The sequence below is a fragment of the Marivita hallyeonensis genome, from assembly GCF_900129875.1.
Lineage (GTDB): Bacteria > Pseudomonadota > Alphaproteobacteria > Rhodobacterales > Rhodobacteraceae > Marivita > Marivita hallyeonensis.
On the sequence record NZ_FQXC01000003.1, the window covers coordinates 193,941 to 217,313 of the forward strand.

Annotated in this window: 22 protein-coding genes; 11 read left to right on the plus strand and 11 right to left on the minus strand. The window is 61.4% G+C overall.

Annotated elements, in window-relative coordinates:
• Positions 1–38 precede the first annotated feature (38 nt).
• On the plus strand, positions 39–1,739 hold the full coding sequence (locus tag BUA42_RS10400; RefSeq protein WP_072777684.1) for an acyl-CoA dehydrogenase: 1,701 nt from the start codon (positions 39–41) through the stop codon (positions 1,737–1,739).
• A complete protein-coding gene (locus BUA42_RS10405) occupies positions 1,736–2,782 on the plus strand; it encodes an MBL fold metallo-hydrolase (protein WP_072777685.1) in 1,047 nt (348 codons plus the stop codon). Before BUA42_RS10400 ends, BUA42_RS10405 begins: the two co-directional genes overlap by 4 nt.
• A 3-nt stretch (positions 2,783–2,785) precedes the next feature.
• Here BUA42_RS10405 and BUA42_RS10410 read toward each other — a convergent pair whose 3' ends face one another.
• Positions 2,786–3,343 (minus strand): YqgE/AlgH family protein, encoded by a 558-nt coding sequence (locus tag BUA42_RS10410; protein WP_072777686.1) that lies wholly within the window; start codon positions 3,341–3,343, stop codon positions 2,786–2,788.
• 132 nt (positions 3,344–3,475) lie between these two features.
• Between BUA42_RS10410 and BUA42_RS10415 the strand changes: the two genes are divergently transcribed.
• Positions 3,476–4,297 carry a protein-disulfide reductase DsbD domain-containing protein gene (locus tag BUA42_RS10415; protein ID WP_245818994.1) on the plus strand — a complete coding sequence of 274 codons (822 nt, stop codon included), beginning with the start codon at positions 3,476–3,478 and terminating at the stop codon, positions 4,295–4,297.
• On the opposite strand, the gene BUA42_RS10420 is transcribed toward BUA42_RS10415, so the two are convergent.
• From BUA42_RS10420 to BUA42_RS10435, 4 genes are all read right to left on the minus strand, one after another.
• Positions 4,294–7,698, minus strand: a complete 3,405-nt coding sequence (locus tag BUA42_RS10420; protein ID WP_072777687.1) for an efflux RND transporter permease subunit — start codon at positions 7,696–7,698, stop codon at positions 4,294–4,296. The two genes, BUA42_RS10415 and BUA42_RS10420, sit on opposite strands and share 4 nt — an antisense overlap.
• 2 nt (positions 7,699–7,700) lie before the next feature.
• A complete protein-coding gene (locus BUA42_RS10425; RefSeq protein ID WP_072777688.1) occupies positions 7,701–9,161 on the minus strand; it encodes an efflux RND transporter periplasmic adaptor subunit in 1,461 nt (486 codons plus the stop codon).
• A 93-nt stretch (positions 9,162–9,254) separates the two neighbouring features.
• Positions 9,255–9,797 (minus strand): molybdenum cofactor biosynthesis protein B, encoded by a 543-nt coding sequence (moaB, locus tag BUA42_RS10430; RefSeq protein WP_072777689.1) that lies wholly within the window; start codon positions 9,795–9,797, stop codon positions 9,255–9,257.
• Positions 9,798–9,799: 2 nt separating this feature from the next.
• Positions 9,800–10,588: a uracil-DNA glycosylase gene (locus BUA42_RS10435; protein WP_072777690.1), complete on the minus strand. Its 789-nt coding sequence runs from the start codon at positions 10,586–10,588 to the stop codon at positions 9,800–9,802.
• Positions 10,589–10,691: 103 nt separating this feature from the next.
• Between BUA42_RS10435 and BUA42_RS10440 the strand changes: the two genes are divergently transcribed.
• The 7 genes from BUA42_RS10440 to BUA42_RS10470 all read left to right on the plus strand — a co-directional run bounded on the left by BUA42_RS10440 (position 10,692) and on the right by BUA42_RS10470 (position 17,698).
• The gene (locus BUA42_RS10440; RefSeq protein WP_072777691.1) at positions 10,692–11,654 is read left to right on the plus strand and encodes an aspartate carbamoyltransferase catalytic subunit; all 963 of its coding nucleotides are present in this window, start codon (positions 10,692–10,694) and stop codon (positions 11,652–11,654) included.
• A gap of 8 nt (positions 11,655–11,662) precedes the next feature.
• Positions 11,663–12,196 (plus strand): aspartate carbamoyltransferase catalytic subunit, encoded by a 534-nt coding sequence (locus tag BUA42_RS10445; RefSeq protein ID WP_072778409.1) that lies wholly within the window; start codon positions 11,663–11,665, stop codon positions 12,194–12,196.
• A gap of 37 nt (positions 12,197–12,233) precedes the next feature.
• Positions 12,234–12,626, plus strand: a complete 393-nt coding sequence (locus tag BUA42_RS10450) for a hypothetical protein (protein ID WP_072777692.1) — start codon at positions 12,234–12,236, stop codon at positions 12,624–12,626.
• On the plus strand, positions 12,623–13,918 hold the full coding sequence (pyrC, locus tag BUA42_RS10455; RefSeq protein WP_072777693.1) for a dihydroorotase: 1,296 nt from the start codon (positions 12,623–12,625) through the stop codon (positions 13,916–13,918). The genes BUA42_RS10450 and pyrC overlap by 4 nt, the downstream gene beginning before the upstream one ends.
• Positions 13,918–14,529 carry a glycerol-3-phosphate 1-O-acyltransferase PlsY gene (plsY, locus tag BUA42_RS10460; protein WP_072777694.1) on the plus strand — a complete coding sequence of 204 codons (612 nt, stop codon included), beginning with the start codon at positions 13,918–13,920 and terminating at the stop codon, positions 14,527–14,529. Before pyrC ends, plsY begins: the two co-directional genes overlap by 1 nt.
• Before the next feature lie 81 nt (positions 14,530–14,610).
• Positions 14,611–16,647, plus strand: coding sequence for an NADH:flavin oxidoreductase (locus BUA42_RS10465; RefSeq protein ID WP_072777695.1), 2,037 nt, complete (start codon positions 14,611–14,613; stop codon positions 16,645–16,647).
• A 193-nt stretch (positions 16,648–16,840) separates the two neighbouring features.
• A complete protein-coding gene (locus tag BUA42_RS10470; RefSeq protein WP_072777696.1) occupies positions 16,841–17,698 on the plus strand; it encodes a DMT family transporter in 858 nt (285 codons plus the stop codon).
• Between the two features lie 89 nt (positions 17,699–17,787).
• Here BUA42_RS10470 and msrA read toward each other — a convergent pair whose 3' ends face one another.
• The 5 genes from msrA to mtgA all read right to left on the minus strand — a co-directional run bounded on the left by msrA (position 17,788) and on the right by mtgA (position 21,493).
• Complete coding sequence (msrA, locus tag BUA42_RS10475; RefSeq protein WP_072777697.1) at positions 17,788–18,294, minus strand: peptide-methionine (S)-S-oxide reductase MsrA; 507 nt, start codon at positions 18,292–18,294, stop codon at positions 17,788–17,790.
• Positions 18,291–18,740, minus strand: a complete 450-nt coding sequence (msrB, locus tag BUA42_RS10480; protein WP_072777698.1) for a peptide-methionine (R)-S-oxide reductase MsrB — start codon at positions 18,738–18,740, stop codon at positions 18,291–18,293. The genes msrA and msrB overlap by 4 nt, the downstream gene beginning before the upstream one ends.
• 70 nt (positions 18,741–18,810) lie before the next feature.
• Positions 18,811–19,851 (minus strand): tRNA epoxyqueuosine(34) reductase QueG, encoded by a 1,041-nt coding sequence (gene queG / locus BUA42_RS10485; RefSeq protein ID WP_072777699.1) that lies wholly within the window; start codon positions 19,849–19,851, stop codon positions 18,811–18,813.
• Positions 19,852–19,923: 72 nt separating this feature from the next.
• A complete protein-coding gene (gene fzlA / locus BUA42_RS10490; protein ID WP_072777700.1) occupies positions 19,924–20,589 on the minus strand; it encodes an FtsZ-binding protein FzlA in 666 nt (221 codons plus the stop codon).
• Between the two features lie 118 nt (positions 20,590–20,707).
• Positions 20,708–21,493 (minus strand): monofunctional biosynthetic peptidoglycan transglycosylase, encoded by a 786-nt coding sequence (gene mtgA / locus BUA42_RS10495; protein WP_072777701.1) that lies wholly within the window; start codon positions 21,491–21,493, stop codon positions 20,708–20,710.
• Positions 21,494–21,649: 156 nt separating this feature from the next.
• Here mtgA and BUA42_RS10500 point away from each other — a divergent pair, with 156 nt between their 5' ends.
• Positions 21,650–21,982 (plus strand): hypothetical protein, encoded by a 333-nt coding sequence (locus BUA42_RS10500; RefSeq protein ID WP_072777702.1) that lies wholly within the window; start codon positions 21,650–21,652, stop codon positions 21,980–21,982.
• A gap of 29 nt (positions 21,983–22,011) precedes the next feature.
• Here the strand turns inward: BUA42_RS10500 and BUA42_RS10505 are convergent, their stop codons facing one another.
• Complete coding sequence (locus BUA42_RS10505) at positions 22,012–23,307, minus strand: NAD(P)H-dependent oxidoreductase (RefSeq protein WP_072777703.1); 1,296 nt, start codon at positions 23,305–23,307, stop codon at positions 22,012–22,014.
• Positions 23,308–23,373 lie beyond the last annotated feature (66 nt).

Sequence of the window (23,373 nt, forward strand, 5' to 3'; positions counted from 1 at the left end):
GCAAATGCCGTCCGGACCAAAACCTCTGGAGAGCCGACATGACCTATCGCGCCCCGATTTCCGAATTCCGATTTCTGTTCGACCACGTGGTTGGATTCAGCCAGGTGTCCGAAACCGACCGTTTTGCCGAAGCCACACCGGAGACCGTAGAGGCCGTCCTGAGCGAGGCCGGCAAGCTCTGCGAAGACATGCTCGCCCCGCTGCAGCGTGCGGGTGATTTGCACCCCGCGCGTCTTGAAAACGGCGTCGTGCGCACCTCTCCGGGATATGACGAAGGCTACCGTGCGATAGCCGAAGGCGGCTGGATCGCCATTGCCGCCGATCCCGAATACGGCGGCATGGGGCTGCCCATGACCATGACCAGCGCCGTGAACGAAATGATGAGCTCTGCCTGTCTGTCCCTGCAACTGGCTCCGCTGATGACGCAGGGCCAGATCGAGGCTTTGGAGCATCACGCAACTGATGAGATCAAGGCGCTCTATCTGCCAAAGCTGATTGCGGGCGAGTGGATGGGCACGATGAACCTGACCGAACCACAGGCGGGCAGTGACGTTGGCGCGCTGACCACAAAAGCAACGCCAAACGGCGACGGCACCTATGCGATCACGGGTCAGAAAATCTACATCTCGTGGGGCGACAACGACTTCACCGAGAACGTATGCCACCTCGTCCTTGCCAGACTGCCCGATGCCGTCCCGGGGACGAAAGGCATCAGCCTGTTCCTTGTTCCTAAGCGCATCCCGGACGCCAACGGTATTCCCGGTGTGGCAAACTCTCTCAAGGTGGTGAGCCTCGAACACAAGATGGGGCTGCACGGCAGCCCGACCGCAGTGATGCAATACGACGGCGCGACCGGTTGGCTGATCGGCAAAGAGAATGACGGAATGCGGGCCATGTTCACCATGATGAACAACGCGCGCCTGGGTGTCGGCATTCAGGGGATCGGCGTTGCCGAAGGCGCCTATCAGCATGCGCTGGCTTACGCCGAAGGCCGCAAGCAGGGCAGAACCGAAAACAACTCGATCACCGACCACGCCGACGTAAGACGCATGTTGGCGACCATGAAGGCAGATACCTTCGCAGCCCGCGCCATTGCGCTCGCAAATGCGGTGGCCATCGATATGGAAACCGCCACGGGCCACGCTGACTGGTCCGCCCGCGCCGCACTTCTGACGCCGATCACGAAAGCCTTCGGATCTGATACCGGCATCGATGTCGCCAGCACAGGTGTGCAGGTGCACGGCGGCATGGGCTTTATCGAAGAGACGGGCGCGGCGCAGTATTCGCGCGACGTGCGGGTTGCCGCGATCTACGAGGGCACCAACGGCATCCAGTCGATGGACCTTGTGGGGCGCAAGTTGATGGATGGCGGTGAGGCGGCCTATCGCCTTCTCGACGAAATGGAAGCCGAGGCCGAGGCGGCACGGGCCAAACGTCCCGATCTGGTCGACCCAGTTTGGCAGGCCTGCGAAACACTGCGTGAGACCACCGAATGGATGGTCGCACATGGCGCGCAGGATCGGTTTGCGGGGTCTGTCCCCTATCTGCGCGGCTTCGCGCGTGTGCTGGGCGCGCATTTCCACCTGAGGGCGGCATTGGCCGATCCGGATGGACCCCACGACCGACTGGCTGCGTTCTACATCCACCGCATCTTGCCAGAACATGTCGGCCTCTTGGCGCATGCGCGTCAGGGCGCAGAAGATCTGTTCGCGGTAAGTGTCGACGACCTCGCCGCATGAAAGATCGCGGCTCAGGCGGCATCCGCTATCCTTGGGACACGCCCCCGGCAGAGGGCGAGGGCATTGAGGTCGCCGAGGGTGTTTTGTGGATCCGCCTGCCGCTGCCCATGAAGCTCGACCACGTCAATGTCTACGCTTTGGATGACGGCGACGCGTGGACGATCATCGACACTGGCTTTGCGTCGCGGCGAGGCAAGGCACTCTGGCAGACGCTCATGGCCGGTCCGCTTGGCGGCAAACCTGTGCACCGGGTTGTTGCCACGCATCATCATCCTGATCACATCGGTATGGCCGGATGGTTCCAGTCGGCGCATGGCGCACAACTCATCACAACGCGCACGGCGTGGCTGATGGGACGCATGCTGCAACTGGACGACCAGGCAGTGCCAAACCCTGAGACGATCACGTTCTGGGAGCGCTGCGGTATGTCTCCCGCGATTCTCGAAAAGCGCCGCACGGAGCGGCCGTTCAACTTCGCCGATTGCGTAGAGCCTCTTCCGCTGGGGTACATGCGGATCAGGCAGAACGACGTGTTTACGGCAGGCGGGCGCACGTGGGACGTGCATATCGGCAACGGACACGCCCCAGAACACGCGACCTTCTGGTCGCGCGACGACAATCTCGTCTTGGCGGGCGATCAGATCCTTCCGTCGATCAGTTCCAACATCGGCGTCTACGCGACAGAGCCAGAGGCCGACCCCGTCGCCGACTGGCTGGAAGCCTGCGAACGGCTCTCCACGCTTGCCCGCGAAGACCATCTGGTTCTCGGAGGCCACAAGCTGCCTTTCACCGGGCTTCCGTTGCGGCTGAACCAACTTATCGAGAACCACCACGGCGCGCTACGACGACTGGAACAGCATCTTGATGCGCCGAAGACCGCGGGCGACTGCTTTGCGCCCCTGTTCAAGCGAAGCATCGGCGACGGCGAATACGGATTGGCCCTGGTCGAAGCGATGGCGCATTGCCTGCATCTTTGGCACGACGGCCGCGCGACACGCTCGCTGAATGATGCGGGAGCTTGGGTGTTTCAGGCGGTCCGTTAACCGTTACGCCCGTCCACCATCGGCAGAAAGTGCCAGGGGCGACACACCAAGACTGCCGAGTGCAGCTTCCCATTTGTCCTGGTCAGCGGTGTCGAACACGATCTCAGTGCTGGCATCACATGTCAGCCACCCATTCGCCGCGATTTCATCCTCCAGCTGGCCGGGCCCCCACCCCGCATAGCCAAGAACGATCAGATGCCGGTTGGGCCCAGTGCCCTTGGCGATGTTTTCAAGCACATCCAAGGTCGCCGTCATGGCGAAATCATCGTCCACGTTCAGGGTGGTCATCTCTGACCGAAAGTCCGGCGAATGCAGGACAAACCCGCGTCCCAACTCAACCGGGCCGCCAAAATGGATGCGCAGGTCTTTGACCTCGGGGGCGCGTTCTAGGGACAGCTGATCGGCGAGATTGTCGAATGTCACATCCGCCGATGGTTTGTTGACGATCAGGCCCATCGCCCCGTCGTCTGAGTGCGCGCACATGTAAATGAGGCTATGCTCGAACCGGGGGTCGGGCATTCCCGGCATCGCGATCAGCAATTGCCCGGTGAGGTCAGTCATGGTTTGCGTTTCAGGCACATAACAAAGATGGCGGTCTCGAATGAGTGTTGCAAGGGGACTTGCACGACACGCTCGCGCAGGATCGCTTGTTTGTGACTTTTATTCGCGGCGGAAAACCGCCATCTGCTGTTTATGAAGACATTCTCCGCCATCATTCTTGCCGCTGTCGCCGCGTTGACCTCTTTCGGACCAACGGAAGGATCGGCTGGCGATATGACCGGCTTGTCCAAGGTCGAGCTTCGCCCCGGATGGCGCATGGCCGATGGCAGTCACATGTCCGCCCTTCACATCGTACTGGAGCCCGGCTGGAAAACCTACTGGCGCGCACCGGGTGACGTCGGCATTCCGCCGCAGTTCGACTGGTCTGGTTCGGAAAACATCGACAGCGTCTCGACAAGTTGGCCCACACCAGAGGTGTTCTTCGAACAGGGCATGCGGTCGGTCGGCTACCGATCAGAAGTGGTGATCCCGCTTCGCATGACCACGCCGAATGCAGACGCGACCCTGCGCCTTGAGGGCAAACTACAGATCGGGATTTGCAAAGACATCTGCATCCCGGCAAATCTGTCATTCGAAGCGTCCCTGCCTCCGTCCCCGACCCGCCCGGACCCAACAATTGCCGCCGCATTGACGGATGTGCCCTACACGGCACGCGAGGCGGGAGTGGCATCGGTCACGTGCCAGTTCGAGGCAGGTGAGGAAGGAACGCTCGTTCTGCATACCCGGATCGAAATGCCGAGCGCCGGTGGCGAAGAATACGTCGTGGTCGAGGCCGGTAATCCACATGTTTGGGTTGCGGAACCCGACAGCCGCCGCGACGGAGCAGCACTCTATGCCAGCACGCGGCTCATGCATGTGGAAGGCAAGAGCTTTGCACTCAACCGCTCTGACATGCGGTTCACGGTGATCGGCGCATTACACGCGGTGGATATCCGGGGCTGCGCAAGCAACTAGGTTGCGTGTCGTATCCGCGTGATGGCGGTGGCCAGAAGAGCGGCCAGATATAGTGCCAAACAGATCACTGCGGCACCGAGAACAAACAGAGCAAAACTGCCGTTCAGGTCGATCTCGGGCCCGAAGGGTGTCCCCGCCAACACGGCACGAAGCGCTTCGGGCAAAGCACCGCTGATCGCAAAGGCACCTATCGTCGCGCCGAGCCATACAAGGATCAGCGCCGATCCCACCAGCATGGCAAACCGCGGCCCGGACTTCCGGAATCGCAATCCACGCCGCGCGGTGCGCGTGAGGCGGCCGATGTCATTCTGGATCGCGATGAGCGAGGGCACGATAAGAAGCACAAGGAACATGCCGAAGCCCAGCCCGTAGACCAGTGTGATGACCGTGGGCTTCAGGAACTGAGCCTGACTGGATTGCTCATAGAGCAGCGGCACGAGACCGAGGACGGTCGTCGCCGTCGTCAAAAACACAGGCCGCAGCCGATCCGCCGCACCGTCGATGATTGACGGCAGCAACCCCCGGTCCCGCGCCTTTTCATCAATCGTCGTAACCAGCACGATCGAGTCGTTGATGATGATGCCGGTCATGCCCAAGAGCCCAACGACCGTGAACATGCTGAGAGGCACGTCCCATTGGGCGTGGCCGTAGATCGTTCCGACAAGCCCGAAAGGGATGATCGACATGATGACCATGGGGCGCGTCCAACTTGCAAAAACCCATGCCAGCACGACGTAGATCGCAAGCAGCGACAAGATCAGCCCGGTCCGCGCGTCGTTCAGAAACTCGCCTTCCTGTTCGCTCAAACCCGCAAGGCGGTACTCTACCTGCCGCTCGCTGGCGATGTTCGGCAAAATCTCGGTCTCGAGCGCCAGCATGATCTCATTGGCGCGCGCCGGATCGTCTTCGGAAATGTCTCCGGTGACCGAGATCAAGCGGATGCCATTCTCGCGCCGCACGGTTGAAAACCCCGTGCGGCGTTCGACGCTGACGATATCCGCAAGGGCCACATAGTTGCCCTGTGGAGTCCGCATTTGCGTGCGTTCGAGGAAGTCCGCCGTCAACTCATTGACTGGCAGCTCGACGCGGATTTCGGCGCTGCGTGGACCGTCCGGATAGGTCGCCGCTTCGACCCCGCCTAGCCTTGCGCGCAACACACGCCCTAGACTATCGATGGTAAACCCAAGCGCCTGTCCCTGCGGCGTCAGTTCAAGGATCAGCTCTTCCTTGTCGTAGGCGAGGTTGTCTTCGATCGCCGACACCTCTGGGTAACGTGCCAAAGCCGTCTTCAGGTCCTCGGACGCGGCCTTCAGCGTGTCTGCCGTTGCCCCGTAGAACTGTACATCCAGCGTGTCACCTCCGGGCCCGGACCCCCAGCTGCGGAAGCTGATGGTTTCGACCAGCGGATGGCGTGGCACGCTGTCCTGCAATTCGCTGACAAAGGCGCGGCTCGAGAACGGTCGCAGGTCGGCATCGATCAACTCGATGGAGACCCCACCCAACTGGTCGGTATCTTTCGTATCCGAACCGGCAATCCCGCGACCCGCGTTGCCGCCGACCTCGGCGATCACGTAGTCGATGGGATAGACACCGTGTTCCGCCTCCAGACGGCGCGCCACGTCCTCGACCGACTGCTGGAAAATGCGCATCATTTCGAACGTGTCTTCCCGCGTCGCACCAGGTGCCATCGCAAAGTTGCCAGTAATCGAACTCCGTTCGGGCGCATTGAAAAAACGCCACTGCACGTCACCGCGAATGAACAAAGCCGCCTGACCGGCCAGCAGCACCACCGCGCCGGCCAAAACCGCGTAGCGCGCCTGAATGACCAGTGCCATCACTGGGCGAAACAGCGTTTCGCGGAACCATCGGAAGCCCCGATTCACGATGCGGGACGGCATGTCGTACCAATGCTCTTTCGCGCTATGCATCAGCGCGTGCGCCATGTGGTTCGGCAGGATCAGGAAGCATTCGATCAGTGACGCCGCCAAAACCGCGATCACAGTGAACGGAATGTCAGCGATGAGATCTCCGAAACGCCCCCCAATCGCAACCAGTCCGAAAAATGCGATGATCGTGGTCAAGGTGGCCGAGAACACGGGCAACGCCATCCGCTGAGCCGCGCGTTCTGCGGCGTCCACTGGCGTCATGCCATTGCGCGCGAGATGATCGGCGTGTTCACCGACGACAATCGCATCGTCCACGACGATCCCCAATGTGATGATCAATGCGAAGAGCGAGATCATGTTGATCGTGATCCCGGCGGCATACATCAGCGCAATCGCCGCCATCATCGCCGCCGGAATACCCGCCGCGACCCAAAACGCCGTCCGCACATTGAGAAACAGGAACAGAAGCGCCAGCACCAGCGCCAAGCCTGTCAGGCCGTTGTCCAGAAGAATATCCAAGCGGCCCGAGATGGCTTCGGCCCGCGTGCGGATCAAGTCAATCGTCACGCCATCCGGCAGCGAGGCCTCGACCTCGGCGGCGACCTCTTCAACTGTGCGCTGGATCGCGATGGCATCGCCCTGATCGCTGCGATCCACACGGATCGAAATCGCAGGATCCTCGCCCACGAAATAGCTGCGTTCCCGGTCGATACCTTCCACAAAGATCGTCGCGACATCGCCAACGGTCAGGTTCGACCCATCGTCGTTCGAGCGTAGCACAATGGCCGCTATCTGATCCGCACTGCGCTTCTCGACGCCCGTTCGAACACGGGTGTTGGCATTGCCCACATCACCGGCGGGGTCCGCATCCACCTCCTGCCCGATGGCTTCGGCGATCTCTCGCATGGAGATGTCGAAGGCGATGAGGTTGGCAGACGGCACCTCGACCACCGTCAAAGGGGCAGCGAGCCCGCGAATGGTGGTTCGCGTGACGCCTTCCGAGAAAAGCCGCACGGTCAGTTCATCGGCAAAGCGCGCCAGTTGGTCGACACCGACGGGTCCGGTGATCACCAGATCTGTCACTCGATCCCGCCACATACCGCGCCGCACCACCGGATCCTCGGCGTCGGCAGGCAGGTTCGTGACCGCATCCACCGCCGTTTGCACGTCATCAGCGGCGCGGGACATGTCCCATCCCGGTTCGAACTCAAGCCGGATGCTTGCCCGCCCCTCGCGCGACGTTGATTCCGAACTCTCGACCCCTTCGACTGCGAGAACCGCAGGTTCCAAAACCTGAACGATGCCGCGGTCCACGTCCTCGGCTCCGGCCCCATCCCAAGCGACCGAGATATCGACGTCGTCTACGATCACATCCGGAAAGAACTGCGCCCGCATGTTCGGGATGGCCAAGGCGCCTGCAGCGAGCAAAAGGATCAGCAGCAGGTTGGCGACCGTTCTATGCCGGACGAAGTATCCCAAAATGCCGCTTGCACGGTTGGGCAAGGCGCGGGCCATGTTTAGCCCCCCATCCGGGATTCGATACGTTCCACAACGCGCGCCGGGACTTTCGCTTGCGACAGCTGGTCCAGAACACGTTGGCGTGCCTCGGCGGGCATGCGTGTATTGGCCTCGACAAAGGCGGTGAGCCGTGCGCGCCGTTCCTCGGTCAACTCAACCATTTCAGGGTCCTCGGGAACCGCCGCCTGCGCGTCGTTTCGCAAGGGGCGCACCTTGATCCCGGCCCCGAGAAGTGGCGTTCGCTCAGCGACCACTTCGCGCCCTTCCAGACCTTCTGCCCGAACCAGAACATCGTCGCCCTGACGACGCACAAGTGTCACGACCGCAACTTCCAGCCGATCCTCGTCGGCGATGAGAAGGATTTCATTCGACGCATTCAGCGCCGAAGCGGGCAAACGCGCAACGCGGTCAAGCGGTGGCTCTTCGATCCGGACTGTCACGAAATCCCCGGGCCTGAAGCCGGGCGCATCATCGAGCGTTGCAAACAACAATCGCCCGGTCTGGCCCTCGCCAACCGCCGCACCCGCGCGGCTGAGACGCCCCTGCGCGGTGAGATTGGTGCCAAAGACGTCGAGCACCACGGCGACCTCGGCATCGGCTAGGCGGCCATCTTCGTCCAGAAGTCGCGCGAATTGCTGCGTTGAGACGCGGAACGCCACCTCCAACGCTTCTGCATCAATCAGACGAGCAAGTTGTTCGTTCGACGCAACCAGACGGCCTTGAACAACGGACACATCCGCCAAGGTGCCCGCGAAATCCGCTGTGATGATCGTGTCATCCAGACGCCGCTGTGCCTCGGCTTCGGCGATGATCGCCCGCGAGAGGCGCGTCGTGGATTGGTCAATGCGCGCTTCGGCCTGCGCCAAGGCTTGCCTGCGCGACAGGACGGCCTGACGCGCCTGCGCCGCTGCCAGTTCCGCCACTTCGACCGCCGCCGCCGTCCCGACCCCGCGATCCAGCAAATCCTGCTGACGCTGGAACGCACGTTCGCGCAGCACGGCTTGATCGTCTGCCGCCGCCAGTTCATCGCGCGCCAGCTCGACTGCACGCATCGCTTCGCGCTGCTCTGCCTCGGCATCGACGATATCGGACTGAACCCGTTGCAGGACGGCTTCAAGGTCGGTCGGATCAATCCTCAAAAGAACTTGCCCCGCCTCAACCTCTCCGCCTTCGACAAAATTTGGCGCAATCTCTGTGACCCTGCCACCCACAGCCGCCCGGATTTCCAAGGTACGACGGCTTTCGATCTCACCAAAAGCGGTCAACTCCGGCGTGATCGTCTCAAGTGTGAATGGCACCACATTGACGGCAAAGACCCGTTCTCGCTGTTGAAACGCGCGCGGCTCTTGCGCCATCCGATCCTGAACGGCATCGCGCACCTGCACGCCCGCATAGGCCAGAAGGCCCAGCGTTAGCGACAGCAGAAAAAGCCCGGTCAGGCTACGGCGAAAAAACCGCATTGGCGACAATCCTTCGAACGAGGTCAGGCAACATAGGTAGCGATAACCGCATGTTTTCCAATAACAGTGCTGACCTTAACACGAAGAATAGGGCTATTTCCGTCGCAAATGTTCGTCCAATCGCGGCAATATCTCGACAAAGTTACAAGGCCGGTGCCGGTAATCGAGCTGAAGGCTCAGGATCTCGTCCCACGCATCCTTGCACGCACCGGGGCTCCCGGGCAGCGCAAAAAGATAGGTACCATTGCGCACGCCACCCGTCGCACGGCTCTGGATCGCGCTGGTGCCGATCTTCTGGAACGAGACCATCGTGAAAACCGTGCCAAACGCGTCGATTTCTTTCTCGTAGACATCGCGGTGCGCTTCGACCGTCACATCCCGTCCGGTCAGCCCTGTTCCGCCGGTCGAGATCACGACGTCGATGTCGGGCTGGTCGCACCACGCCCGAAGCTGCGACGCAATCTGGCCACGTTCATCCTGGAGGATCTTTCTGTCTGCAACAACGTGCCCTGCCGCCTCGATCCGTCCGACCAGAGTGTCACCCGACCGATCTTCCTGAAGCGACCGCGTGTCGCTGACCGTCAGAACGGCGATGCGGATCGGGACAAAATCTTTGCTCTCGTCGATACGGCTCATGCTCAGGCTTTCTTGTGTAGGCGGACGCGCAGGTCCAGAAGATCGGCCCAGGCCTCCCGCTTGGCCGCCGGGTTGCGCAACAGGTAGGCGGGGTGGAACATCGGCAGAACCGGACGGCCCGCGGCTTCGGTCCACTGCCCGCGCAGCCGCGTGATGCCGCGTTTGCCCAAAAGGGCCTGGCACGAGATGTTGCCCATCACGACCAGCACCTCGGGTTGCGCCAATTCAATGTGCCGCTTAAGAAACGGCAGCATCATCGCCATTTCATCCGGCTTCGGATCGCGGTTCTGCGGCGGCCGCCATGGCAGGACATTGGTGATGTAGACCGCCTGCGCGCCGTCGCGGTCGCGGCCCATATCGATGGCCGCCAGCATCCGGTCCAGAAGTTGTCCGGCACGTCCGACAAACGGCTTCCCGATCCGATCTTCATCGCGTCCCGGCGCTTCACCGACGATCATCACGCGCGCACCGGCGACCCCATCACTGAAGACAAGGTTGCGCGCACCTTTCTGCAACTCGCAATGCGGATATGCGGCCATCGCCGCTTGCAATGCCGTCAAATCCTGTGCCTGCCGCGCGGCGCGTTCCGCCTCGGCCACCGGGTCCGTTCCAGCATCCACTGGCACGGGCACCGAGGGTGCCTGCACCCCAAGTGTGACCCCCGCTTTCGGGGGCGGTGCCGCTTGCTCAAACCGGTTGATCGGCGTCTCCGAGATGGTCTCGGTCACACCCATCTCAACCTGCCATTCAAGCGCGGCCCGCGCTGCATGCCAGTCAATCTGCGAATCCATACAGATACCCTATCCCGCCAGAATGACGCGCAAAAGGGATCCTGTCTTGCCGCGGCGACAGCCAGTTTCTATAAGCACCCGACGAGTCCGAAAAGGCCATGAGATGCGTTTCGATCAACGACACCTTCTTGGGATCGAACCCCTCCGCCCGGACGAAATCACGACCCTTCTCGATCTGTCTGACCAATACGCCGACCGAAACCGCAAAAGGTCGCCCAGCACCGATGTGCTGGCAGGGATGACCCAGATCAATATGTTCTTCGAAAACTCCACCCGAACCCAGGCCAGTTTCGAACTGGCCGGAAAACGACTGGGCGCGGATGTGATGAACATGGCGATGCAGGCCTCTTCGGTAAAGAAGGGCGAAACCCTGATCGACACGGCGCTGACGCTGAACGCGATGCGCCCCGATCTGCTGGTGGTGCGCCATCCGCACGCCGGGGCGGTCGATCTACTATCGCAAAAGGTGAATTGCGCTGTCCTCAACGCAGGTGACGGCAAGCACGAACACCCGACACAAGCACTTTTGGATGCGCTGACGATCCGTCGCGAGAAAGGACGGCTGCACCGCCTGTCCATCGCCATTTGCGGTGATATCGCGCACAGCCGGGTTGCACGTTCGAACATCCTGCTGCTCGGCAAGATGGAAAACCGCGTGCGCCTGATCGGACCGCCAACGCTCATGCCATCCGGTATCGAAGAGTTCGGTGTCGAGGTGTTCGACGACATGCGTGAAGGTCTGAAAGATGTGGATGTGGTCATGATGCTGCGACTGCAGAAAGAGCGCATGGACGGTGGCTTCATCCCTTCCGAAAGAGAATACTATCACCGCTACGGCTTGGATTCAGAGAAGCTCGGCCATGCCAAGGAAGACGCGATCGTCATGCACCCCGGACCGATGAACCGGGGCGTCGAAATCGATGGCACTCTGGCCGACGACATCAACCGTTCAGTCATTCAGGAGCAGGTGGAAATGGGCGTCGCGGTGCGGATGGCAACGATGGATTTGCTGGCGCAGAACCTGAGAGAGCGGCGCACCCAGCATCCGGAAGGTGTTCTGGTATGAGTGTGACGATGCGCATCAAAAGCAGCGAACGGGGCGTGATCCGGGTCTTCCATATTGACTTGCCGAAAGAGGCGATTGAACGCTTCACCACTCAGGCCGGTACAGGCGAATGGCCGTTGCACTACGCACTGGGGGCCAAGGACCTGCGACCCGCCTTCGTCGAAGTGATCAACATCCGCGATCTGGGTGACATGACGCTGTCCGAGTATCTCGTCAACGCCCATGATGTGAGCGGCAAGGACTTCGATGCGATGCGGCAGCAATTGGACAGCCTACGCGGCTTCGCGCTCGTCCTGCCCTCCCAAGCGTTCAACCAGACGGAACAGGAGCTGACCATCGCTGCACCGTTGCGATGGATCGGCACATTCAATGAACCAAAACCCGCCAGCAGGGGCGCGCCGGTGCGCAGCGAGTCTGCAAAAGGCACCGGAAGCGGTCAGAAAGCCCCACCCCCGGCTGGCGGTGGATCGGCGTTCTGGTTCGTGATCGGTGCGATTGGCGTTCTGGTCTCAAGCATCATCCTCGCCAAACTCCTGATATGACCGCCTTGCCCGTAATCCCCATGATCACCAGCGCAACATGACTGAGTTCCGCCCGGACAAAACCACCTACATCCGCACGCATGCGGTGATGACGGCCGCAGCAATGGCTGGTGCAATGCTGGTGCTGTGGGCCATCGACAATCCACATATCTGGACGGGAGCCGTAGCCGGGTTCGCGGCGGTTGCAGTACGAGGCTGGTACATGCAATCCGAGATTATGGATGAAGTCTGGACCCTGGAATGCAACGCGTTGAAAGGGCCGTATCAACGCTATGCCGCGCTTGGCGATATCGCGAAACTGCGCACGCTTGGCAGCGCAGTGCAGGTCATCACCGCGTCCGGTGACAAACATCTCATCAAATACCAGCCCGATCCGAAAAGCGTCATCGCCACGATTGAATCGGCGCGGACCAGAAAGCAGACCGCATGACACGTCTCATCACCCACGCGCGGTTGATCGATCCCGAAGCCGGGACAGAGACGCTCGGTGCCGTTCTCGTGCGCAATGGCGTGATTGCCGAAGTTTTCGATCATCCGGATCCACAAATCGGAACTGACACTGTCCCTCAAGACGCCCGGCGTGATGCAGGCGGCAAATGCCTCGCACCCGGGATCGTGGATATCGGTGTGAAGATTTGCGAACCCGGTGAGCGTCATAAGGAAAGCTACGGGTCTGCAGGGCAGGCTGCCGCGGCGGGGGGCGTGACCACCATCGTGACACGCCCCGACACGACGCCTGCAATCGACACGCCTGAAACGCTCGAATTCGTCCGCCGCCGCGCCAACGAGGCCGCGCCGGTGCATGTCTTGCCGATGGCGGCGCTCACCAAAGGCCGTGACGGGCACGAGATGACCGAGATCGGCTTTTTGATGGATGCAGGTGCCGTGGCCTTCACTGATTGCGACCGCGTTGTGCAGAACACGAAGGTGCTGAGCCGCGCCATGACCTACGCCCGCGCCTTGGGAGCGTTGGTGGTTGGCCATCCGCAGGAACCTAACCTGTCGGCCGGCGCCGCCACAACTTCGGGCAAGTTCGCATCACTCAGAGGTCTGCCCGCCGTGTCGCCGATGGCCGAACGCATGGGCCTCGACCGCGAAATTGCGCTCGTCGAAATGACAGGCGCGCGCTACCACGCCGACCAGATCACGACGACCCGCGCCTTGCCCGCGCTGGCACGCGCCAAGCGCAATGGCTTCGATGTCACCGCCGGCGTATCGATGCACCACCTGACATTGAATGAATTTGACGTTGCCGATTACCGCACCTTCTTCAAGGTCAAGCCACCACTACGTTCCGAAGACGACCGCCAGGCTGTCGTAGAAGCCGTGAAGACCGGGCTGATCGACGTGATCGGCTCATTCCACACCCCACAGGACGAAGAAAGCAAACGCCTGCCCTTCGAGGAAGCCGCCAGCGGTGCCGTCGGTCTTGAAACGATGCTGCCCGTGTTGATGCGCCTCTACCATTCCAGCGATCTCGACCTGCCAACGCTGTTCCGCGCCCTGTCCCTCAATCCCGCAAAACGCCTCGGTCTCGACTGCGGACGGCTCGCCAAAGGCGCGCCCGCCGATCTGGTTCTGTTCGATCCGGACAAACCTGTGATCCTCGACCGGTTCAAGCTGATGTCAAAGTCAAAGAACACGCCCTTTGACGGCGCGCGGCTTCAGGGTAAAGTTCTTGAGACCTTCGTCAGCGGAACCTCGGTCTACCGGAGCACCTGATGCCAGCGATCGAATCGAGCCTTGCTGTTCTCGCCCTATGGGCCATCGTCGGCTACCTGCTTGGCTCCATTCCGTTCGGCCTGCTTCTCACCAAGGCAATGGGGCTCGGAAATCTCCGCGAAATCGGTTCCGGCAACATCGGCGCGACCAATGTCCTGCGCACAGGCAACAAATCCGCCGCAGCGGCAACGCTGCTACTGGATGGCGCAAAGGGTGCCGTGGCCGTGCTCCTTGCCCGCGCGATGGCCGGAGAAGATGCGGCACAGATCGCGGCACTGGCCGCGTTCCTTGGCCATTGCTTCCCGGTCTGGCTGGGGTTCAAAGGCGGCAAAGGTGTCGCGACCTTCCTTGGTCTGTTGCTGGCACTGGCATGGCCGGTTGGCCTTCTGGCCTGCGCCACGTGGCTCGCGACCGCCGTTATCAGCCGGATATCAAGCCTCTCCGCCCTCGTCGCCGCGTCATGGTCCGTGCTTTGGTGCCTGCTTGTCGGACAGGGTCAGATCTTTGTCCTGACACTGATCCTCGCGGGCCTCATCATCTGGCGGCACCGTGAAAACCTCGCCCGGCTCAAGGCCGGGACCGAACCCCGGATCGGTGGCTCGAAGGCCTGAGCCGACTGCAAAGGTCGCTTTTGGAATGACAGCTCAGCGGCTTTTCCAAATACTGGCATCACGCCAGAGACGGAACCGCCGATGTCGAACGATCCCCTGCTCCAGCCATACCAGCTCAAACACCTGACGCTGAAAAACCGGATCATGACCACCGCGCATGAACCGGCCTATCCCGAAGACGGGATGCCAAAGGACCGCTACATCGCCTACCATGCCGAACGTGCAAAAGGTGGGATTGCCATGGCGATGACGGCCGGGTCGGCGTCGGTCTCCAAAGACAGCCCACCCGCGTTCAACAATGTCCTGGCCTATGACGACAAGGTCGTGCCTTGGATCAGACGGCTGACCGATGCGCTGCACGAACATGGTTGCGCGGCGATGATTCAGCTGACCCATCTGGGCCGCAGGACCACGTGGAACACTGGCGACTGGCTGCCATCGATCTCGTCCTCCAAACACCGCGAACCGGCGCACAAGGCCTTCCCGAAACTGGCCGAGGATTGGGACATCGCGCGCGTGATCGCCGACTTCGCCGATGCCGCCGAGCGGATGAAGGAAGGCGGCATGGATGGCATCGAGTTGGAGGTCTACGGCCACCTCCTCGACCAGTTCTGGTCGCCCCTGACCAATGACCTCGACGGGCCGTACGGCAATGCAAGCCTAGAGACCCGCATGAAATTGCCGCTCGACGTGCTTGCGGCAATCCGCAAGAGGGTCGGTGACCATTTCATCGTTGGCATCCGGTTCACCGCCGACGAGACTGAGCCGGGCGGGATCACCCCCGACCTCGGCCTGCAAATGGCGCAGATCGTGGCCAACACCGGCCAATGCGATTTCCTCAATGTGATCCGTGGCCGCGTCCACACCGACCCGGCACTGACCAACGTGATCCCGGTGCAAGGCATGAAAAGCGCGCCGCATCTTGATTTCGCGGGTTCTGTCCGCGCCGCTACCGGCATGCCCACCTTCCACGCTGCGCGCATCTCCGACGTTGCAACCGCCCGCCACGCGGTCGAGGCCGGGCTTCTCGACATGGTCGGCATGACCCGCGCGCATATGGCGGACCCACACATTATCGCAAAGATCACGGAAGGCCGCGAACACGACATTCGCCCCTGCGTCGGCGCGACCTACTGCCTTGACCGCATCTACCAGGCGGGTGAAGCGCTTTGCATCCACAATGCCGCGACAGGCCGCGAACGCGAGATGCCGCATGTGATCACGCCCGCTGCAGAGCGCCGAAAAGTCGTGATTGTTGGCGCAGGTCCCGGTGGTCTCGAGGCAGCGCGCGTCGCGGCGGAACGGGGGCATGACGTCACCGTCTTCGAAGCCCAACCCGATCCCGGCGGGCAGGTGCGGCTGACTGCCCAGAACCACCGACGGCGCGAGATGATCGGCATCATCGACTGGCGTATGGCCCAATGCGCAGCCCGAGACGTGGCCTTTCACTTCAACACTTGGGCTGAAACCGACGACGTGACCGCACTCGGGCCGGACGTTGTCGTCATCGCCACCGGTGGCCTGCCAAACCTCGAACTCTTCGAAAGCGGCACAGACACCCAGCACGTCATCTCGAGCTGGGACCTCATCTCAGGCGTCGTGACACCTGCGGAACGCGTGCTGATCTACGACGAAACCGGCGACCATGCCGGGATGCAAGCTGCGGAAGTTGCCGCACATGCGGGCGCGCAGGTCGAGATCATGACCCCCGACCGCACCTTCGCACCGGATGTCATGGGCATGAACCTGACCCCCTACATGCGCAGCCTGCAGGACAAGGACGTGACGTTCACGGTGACCCGTCGCCTGATGGCTGTCGCACGCAACGGCAACAGCCTCACCGCCACGATCGGGACCGATTACAGCGACCACCGCTACGAGAAAGAGTACGACCAGATCGTTGTGAACTACGGCACGATGCCGCTCGACGATCTCTATTTCGCCCTCAAACCGCTGAGCGGGAACAGGGGCGTGGTCGACTACGAGGCCCTCATCGCAGGCCGCCCCCAACAGCGACCGGAAAGCGGGTTTCAACTCTTTCGCATCGGCGACGCGGTCTCCTCCCGCAACACCCATGCGGCAATCTACGACGCGCTTCGCTTGATGAAGGACCTGTAGACCGGATTGCCAAGTCGAAAACGCCCGGCTAGGCTTCACCCAGCCTATCCATGTGCGGCTAGGGTTCCGTTGCGCACGCGCAAGCTGGTCCAAGCGCCGATATGAGCCACGCACAGGCAGACACCCGAGGGCGAAAACACCAGAGGGGATGGACAGGGCGTGAACACGCTCGTCTGTATCAAAGGTCTGCCCAATGCCCCTTTCCGGTTTTCTCCTCGTCCTCGCCGCCGCGTTTTGCCACGCCACATGGAACGTGTGCGTCAAACGCATCAGCGGCGGGCCAGAGCTGATCTGGCTCTTCTCGCTGATCTCCGTGATCCTCTATTTACCTGTAGCGCTCTGGATCATCGTCACTGAAGACCCCATCTTCGGTCCGCCCCAGATTCTCTTCACCGCTGGCAGCGCCGTCCTGCACCTTGGTTATTTCCTGCTTTTGCAAACCGGTTACCGCAAGGGCGACCTGTCGCTCGTCTACCCCATAGCTCGGGCCACTGGGCCGCTGCTCTCCACGTCCTTCGCGGTGATGTTCCTCGGCGAACACGTCACGCTTCAGATGGCCGTCGCGGCCGCCATCATCATCGGCGGCGTGTTGATGTTGTCAGGCGGCGTCAAACCGGGTGCCACAAAAGTCCCGGCGTCACTCGGTTTCGGCCTCGGCGCTGGCGCTCTGATCGGCAGCTATACGGCGTGGGACGCATACACCGTTGCAACCCTCTTGGTGCCGCCGCTCTTGCTGGATTATGCGTCATCCGTCGGGCGCGTCGTGCTTTTGTCACCCTACGCGCACAGACACAAAGCCAAGATCACGATGCACTGGACACACCACCGGCTCGCCGTGATCACCATCGCGGTGTTCAACCCGCTCGCGTACATTCTGGTGCTCTATGCCCTGACTTTCACTCCTGTCTCCTACGTCGCCCCGACGCGTGAAATAAGCGTTGTCCTAACCGTACTGGCAGGAAGTCTACTCCTCGGCGAAGGTCACCTCAAACACCGGCTGATTTGGGCGTGCGTCATCCTCGCTGGAACAACGCTTCTTGTACTCGGATAGCGGTACTTCTTCCGGCCCCAAATATCCCGGAGGGGTCTGGGGAGGCAGCGCCTCCCCAGCGTGTCGGATTGGCGATAGCCAATTCGAAACTATTCCGCCGCGTCGCGCTTCGGCAAAACCCAATCAGGACGCGGGAAATGGCAGGTGTAGCCGTTTGGAAACCGCTCCAGATAGTCCTGATGCTCCGGCTCCGCATCCCAGAAATCGCCCACTGGCTCGACTTCGGTCACAACCTTGCCCGGCCAGATGCCCGAAGCGTTCACATCGGCAATCGTATCCTCGGCACAGGCCTTCTGATCCTCATCAACATAGTAAATCGCCGACCGATAAGACATTCCCCGGTCGTTCCCCTGCCGATTCAACGTGGTGGGATCGTGGATCTGAAAGAAGAACTCCAGGAGCTTGCGATACGAGATCACGTCAGGATCGAAGATGATCTCGATCCCCTCCGCATGCGTCCCGTGGTTGCGATAGGTCGCGTTCGGCACGTCGCCGCCCGTATAGCCCACCCGCGTGGACGTCACACCGGGCAGCTTTCGGATCAAATCCTGCATCCCCCAGAAACAGCCCCCCGCCAAAACAGCGCGTTCAGTCATGCCACGTCCTCCACTTGGTCCAGATAATCGCCATAACCCTCGGCCTCCATGTCATCGCGATGGATGAAGCGCAGGCTGGCGGAATTGATGCAATAGCGCAGACCACCCCGGTCTTGCGGGCCGTCCGGGAACACATGCCCAAGATGGCTGTCCCCGTGGGTCGAGCGCACTTCGGTGCGGATCATCCCGTGGCTCAGATCGCGCAATTCGTTGACATGCGCCGGTTCGATCGGCTTCGTGAAGCTCGGCCACCCGCATCCCGACTCGTATTTGTCTGCCGACGCGAACAATGGCTCACCGCTCACGACGTCGACGTAAATCCCGGGTTCCTTGTTATCGAGGTATTCCCCGGTGCCGGGCCGTTCCGTCCCGCTTTCCTGCGTGACGTAGAACTGCTCGGGCGTCAGCGTTGCGATGACGTCGGGGTTCTTCTCATATTTGGCCATGAGGCACCTCCTATTCCTATCTCGATCCTATAGATGGCGCGCGCAGCAGCAACTCCAACCCTTGTTACACTCAGGTCTCCTCGACGTGAGCCAATCGCCCCAATGCCCAGCGCGCCGCATCGGAGACAGTCGGGTCTGCATCATCCACCAAACCACGCGCCACCTCGCGCAGACGTGCGGACCCCGAGTTGCCGATCGCATAAAGCACGTTGCGCACAAACCGATTGCGCCCAATCCGCTTGATCGGCGATCCCGAAAACCTCGCGCGAAACGCCCCGTCGTCCAATTGCGCCATGTCCGCCAGATCCGGCGCCAGCAAGTCCTCGCGCGCGTGGTACTTCACCTCGGCCGCCCGCTCCGCAAATTTGTTCCAAGGACAGACCGCAAGACAATCATCACAGCCATAGATCCGATTGCCCATCAAGGGGCGCAAGTCTTCGTCGACTGGCCCATGATGTTCGATCGTCAGATAGGAGATGCACCGCCGCGCGTCCAAGTGATACGGTGCCGGAAACGCATCCGTTGGGCAAACTTCCAGACACGCCCGGCACGACCCGCAATGATCCACCTCTGTCGCGTCGGTGTCCAGTTCCAGCGTCGTGAACACAGACCCGATAAAGAACCAAGACCCAAGCTCGCGGGACACCAGATTGGTGTGTTTGCCCTGCCAGCCAAGTCCTGAAGCCTGACCCAATGCTTTCTCAGGCACCGGCGCGGTATCGACGAACACTTTTACCTCTCCACCGGCCTCAGAGATCAACCAGCGCGCCAGACGCTTGAGCCGCTTTTTCACCACATCATGGTAATCGCGGTTCTGCGCATAAACCGAAATCGCGGCACGTTCGGGCTGATGCAACACGTCCAACGGATCATGGTCGGGCCCATAATTTTCGGCCAACATGATCACTGACCGCGCCTCGGGCCACAGCACATGGGGCGCGCCACGCCAATGTGAGCGCTCCGCCAGCCACCCCATCTGACCGTGATACCCCGCTTCCAGAAACGCGCGCAGTCGGTTCGGCACCTCCGGCACATCCCAAGGACGACAGACGCGGCACAAAGAAAACCCTTCAGCCACCGCCTGCGCTTTGACGCGCGCCGTCAAGGTCACGACACACCCCGGTTTCTCTGTTTTGATAATACCTCGGGGGTGTGGGGGCTGGCCCCCACTCTGACATCAGGATCAGAAATCCAGATCGGCATAATGCGGAGGCTGCGGGAAACCCGGCACCTGATCCGCCAAGATCGACCGGAACGCAGGGCGCGACTTGATCTTGGCATACCAGTCTTTGACTGCCTCGCTCCGGTTCCAATCCACGTCCCGAATGTAATCCAAAGACGACAGATGCGCAGCAGCCGCGAAATCCGCGAGGGTCATCGTATCTCCGGCAAGCCAGCGGCGATGGTCCAGAAGCCATGCCATGTAATCAAGATGGTACTTGATGGCCTTCGCTCCCGCTTTCACATTGCCGGAATCCGGGAAGCCCGCTTTGGTCACCTTCTTGTTCACACGCTCATACAAAAGCTTAGAGGTCACTTCGTTGTGGAACTTGTCGTCGAACCAGCCGACCAGACGGCGCACTTCGTAGCGCGCCTCGGACGAGCGCGGCATCAAAGGCGGCTCGGGATATTTTTCCTCGATATACTCACAGATCGCCGCACTCTCGGCCATCGTGCGCCCGTCGATCTTAAGCACAGGCACCTTGGCCGCCGGGTTGCGGCGCAGGAAATCCGGGTCTTTCTCCCAGTATTTCTCTTCCACCAATTCGCACTCGATCTTCTTCTCGGCAAGGCTCAGCCGCACTTTGCGGCAGAAGGGCGACAGCGGAACATGATATAATTTGGCCATGCGAAGCGGGTCCCGATGAAGAGGCAAGCACCCTCTAATTGCCGTGAAGCGCGCAGCATTACAATGGCCCCACGACGCTTTCGGCTACGGCGCGCGGTTTTCGTCTCACTTGGGCAGATCAGCCTTGAAAACAATCCGCACGACCGTCCGCGTTGATCGTCTCGGCGCCTGCGCGGATCGACCCGCCGCGCCGCTGCACAAAACTGCTGGGTTGCGACGCGGATCGTGTCTTGGGCGATGGCAACACGGCGGCAAGGCGCGCCGCCTGAACCGCGCTCAGATCGCGCGCATCGACCCCGAAATAATGCACGGCAGCGGCCTGAACGCCAAACACGCCTTCATCGAATTCCGCAATGTTCAGATAGACTTCGAGGATACGCCGTTTGGACCAGAACGCCTCCACCAACGGGGTCAATCCGGCCTCCATCGCCTTGCGCACCCAGGACCGGCCTTGCCAGAGATAGACGTTCTTCACCACCTGCTGCGAGATCGTCGATGCCCCGCGCGCGCCGCCCGCTTCGATGGCCGCCTGAATCGCCTCGACATCAAACCCCCAGTGCAGGCAAAAATTCGCGTCTTCCGCCGCGACGGCAGATCGGAACATGACGGGCGCGATCTGTTCGGCGGGCACCCATGTGTGATCCACAGGCTCGGCCAGGCGACGCCCCTCGGACCACATCGTGTGGGTCGTTGGCGGATTGACCCATCCAAATAGAGCAGCCAGCGCAATCGCAAGGACGACCGCGATCAGGACAAGCCGAAACGTCCATTTCACGAGCCATCGATAGGGCGCAAGAATACGGTCTACAAGGCGCGGCGGAGCCTCCGCCTTCTTGCGGGTCTTCTTCGCCTTGACCAGCCTAGGTCCTTGCTGCGACGCCGATTTCTGCTTTTCGCCTGCCATCCGGGGCACATTAGGCGCAACGGTCATCCGAGAAAACATCCATGTGGTTCAATTTCGGCGCGTCCCTAGACACAGTTTCGGATCAGCAGACGGCAGATAGATGGCAAAACCAAGGAACGGTTTACAATCCAGGCCGCAGCCGTAAGACAGCGGCTCATGCTCGTTTTCGTACTCTTTTGCGGCTTCTTCCTGGGCGCGATGGTGCTGGGACTGAATTTGACCCACCCACGTCAGGCGTGGGTCAGTGGTATCGCGACGTGTACCGCCGCCGCAGTCGCGGCCTTTACGCTTTGGATCACATCAAAAGCCGGGTTCACAGAGGCTTGGCTCGCGATCGCGATGATCGGCGTGATTGTCCTGCCTGCATTGATGATCGGGCTCGGTCTGTTGGCCGGAGCGTTGGTACGCACAGCACGAAACCGGAAACTCGCCATCGGCGCGGCTCTGCTCCCGCCATCATTGCTCTTGCTGGTTCCTTTTCTCCCGTAGCCAGAAACGCCGCGCGACTGCCGGAGCACTCAAGACGCGGCGGACACAAGCCCGCGATAAAGGTCAGCCACAGAGTCCTGACCAAGGTCCACATCGTCGAACGTCAACACCGTTCCCGCCGCCACGTCGCGGCGCAAGGCGATCCCATGCGCCAGTCCAATCGGCACAGCCGCGCCTGCCTGTGACACCGGAAGCGCCTTGCCATACACGGTATACCCGCCCTCTCCATCAAGCACCTCACCTGCCTTCAAATCCCGTTTGGCAACGGACGCAACCGTCCCGCGCATTGCTTGCGACTGGCCCGTCGCTTCGACCCGCAACGCCGCACTCAGCACGGAAATTGAAAGCTCCAGCCCGATCAGGTGGAACGGTTTGTACATCGACGCATATCGCCCTGTACTGTCGGTCGGCAGCCCATACTGCTTGAAACAGGCGGCTGCGTAGTCGTTTGGCGCTTCAAGCACGACATAAACTCCCCAGCGCAGATCACGGAACACCGGACGGCCGTCGCGTTCAACCGATGAAATCGTCTCAACCATGCCCACGCCTTCAAGCTGCCCTCCGACACTTCGCGGACGCAGCACATGCGCGAGGTCATCGACGCCACATGGCGGGAAGGCCAACCCGGTGGACGGAACGGTCAAACCGCACGCGTTCGCAATCGCCACCATCTCAATCGCGCTTTTCGTCCCATCCAGGAACGAGTTGAACATTTGCGGGTTCATCCCCGCTTTCGCCGCTGCTTCGGGCGTCAGACCGTAATGCCCCCAGACATCATCCGGCGTCACCTGATGGTATTCCGGCAGGTACTTCGTACCCTTGCCCGCCGCCGCCACGGTAAACCCGGTCGCCCGCGCCCAGTCGACCATCTCGGCCACAAGGGCAGGCTGATCTCCGTACGCCATCGAATAGACCACGCCCGCAGCCCGCGCCTCGGCGGCGAGCGCCGGTCCGGCCAGCACATCGGCTTCGACGTTGACCATGACGACATGCTTGCCCGCTGCGATGGCGGCGCGGGCATGGGCAATCCCGGCGCGCGGGTTGCCCGTTGCCTCGATCACCACATCAACATCGTCCCGGCCCGCCAATTCCGCGCCATCTTCGACATAGATCGTTGCGCCAATGCGGTCATCATTCCAGCCAACCGCACGACAGGCAGAGCGCGCCCGGTCCACATCCAGATCGGCAATCGCAGTGACTTCGAGACCGGAAATGGTCGGCACCTGGCTCAGAAACATCGATCCGAATTTTCCCGCCCCGATAAGCCCCGCGCGCACCGGTGTGCCACGCGCGCCCGCTTCAGCGGCCAGTCTTGCAAGATTCATACTGCGCCTCCCTCTCCCTTGGCGGCCAGCAAAGGCCCAACCGCACGACATTGTCCATATCGGCCA

Coding starts and splice junctions, on each gene's coding strand:
- BUA42_RS10400 (WP_072777684.1), top strand. CDS start 39: ATGACCTATCGCGCCCCGATTTCCGAATTCCGATTTCTGTTCGACCAC.
- BUA42_RS10405 (WP_072777685.1), top strand. CDS start 1,736: ATGAAAGATCGCGGCTCAGGCGGCATCCGCTATCCTTGGGACACGCCC.
- BUA42_RS10410 (WP_072777686.1), bottom strand. CDS start 3,343: ATGACTGACCTCACCGGGCAATTGCTGATCGCGATGCCGGGAATGCCC.
- BUA42_RS10415 (WP_245818994.1), top strand. CDS start 3,476: ATGAAGACATTCTCCGCCATCATTCTTGCCGCTGTCGCCGCGTTGACC.
- BUA42_RS10420 (WP_072777687.1), bottom strand. CDS start 7,698: ATGGCCCGCGCCTTGCCCAACCGTGCAAGCGGCATTTTGGGATACTTC.
- BUA42_RS10425 (WP_072777688.1), bottom strand. CDS start 9,161: ATGCGGTTTTTTCGCCGTAGCCTGACCGGGCTTTTTCTGCTGTCGCTA.
- moaB (WP_072777689.1), bottom strand. CDS start 9,797: ATGAGCCGTATCGACGAGAGCAAAGATTTTGTCCCGATCCGCATCGCC.
- BUA42_RS10435 (WP_072777690.1), bottom strand. CDS start 10,588: ATGGATTCGCAGATTGACTGGCATGCAGCGCGGGCCGCGCTTGAATGG.
- BUA42_RS10440 (WP_072777691.1), top strand. CDS start 10,692: ATGCGTTTCGATCAACGACACCTTCTTGGGATCGAACCCCTCCGCCCG.
- BUA42_RS10445 (WP_072778409.1), top strand. CDS start 11,663: ATGCGCATCAAAAGCAGCGAACGGGGCGTGATCCGGGTCTTCCATATT.
- BUA42_RS10450 (WP_072777692.1), top strand. CDS start 12,234: ATGACTGAGTTCCGCCCGGACAAAACCACCTACATCCGCACGCATGCG.
- pyrC (WP_072777693.1), top strand. CDS start 12,623: ATGACACGTCTCATCACCCACGCGCGGTTGATCGATCCCGAAGCCGGG.
- plsY (WP_072777694.1), top strand. CDS start 13,918: ATGCCAGCGATCGAATCGAGCCTTGCTGTTCTCGCCCTATGGGCCATC.
- BUA42_RS10465 (WP_072777695.1), top strand. CDS start 14,611: ATGTCGAACGATCCCCTGCTCCAGCCATACCAGCTCAAACACCTGACG.
- BUA42_RS10470 (WP_072777696.1), top strand. CDS start 16,841: ATGCCCCTTTCCGGTTTTCTCCTCGTCCTCGCCGCCGCGTTTTGCCAC.
- msrA (WP_072777697.1), bottom strand. CDS start 18,294: ATGACTGAACGCGCTGTTTTGGCGGGGGGCTGTTTCTGGGGGATGCAG.
- msrB (WP_072777698.1), bottom strand. CDS start 18,740: ATGGCCAAATATGAGAAGAACCCCGACGTCATCGCAACGCTGACGCCC.
- fzlA (WP_072777700.1), bottom strand. CDS start 20,589: ATGGCCAAATTATATCATGTTCCGCTGTCGCCCTTCTGCCGCAAAGTG.
- mtgA (WP_072777701.1), bottom strand. CDS start 21,493: ATGGCAGGCGAAAAGCAGAAATCGGCGTCGCAGCAAGGACCTAGGCTG.
- BUA42_RS10500 (WP_072777702.1), top strand. CDS start 21,650: ATGCTCGTTTTCGTACTCTTTTGCGGCTTCTTCCTGGGCGCGATGGTG.
- BUA42_RS10505 (WP_072777703.1), bottom strand. CDS start 23,307: ATGAATCTTGCAAGACTGGCCGCTGAAGCGGGCGCGCGTGGCACACCG.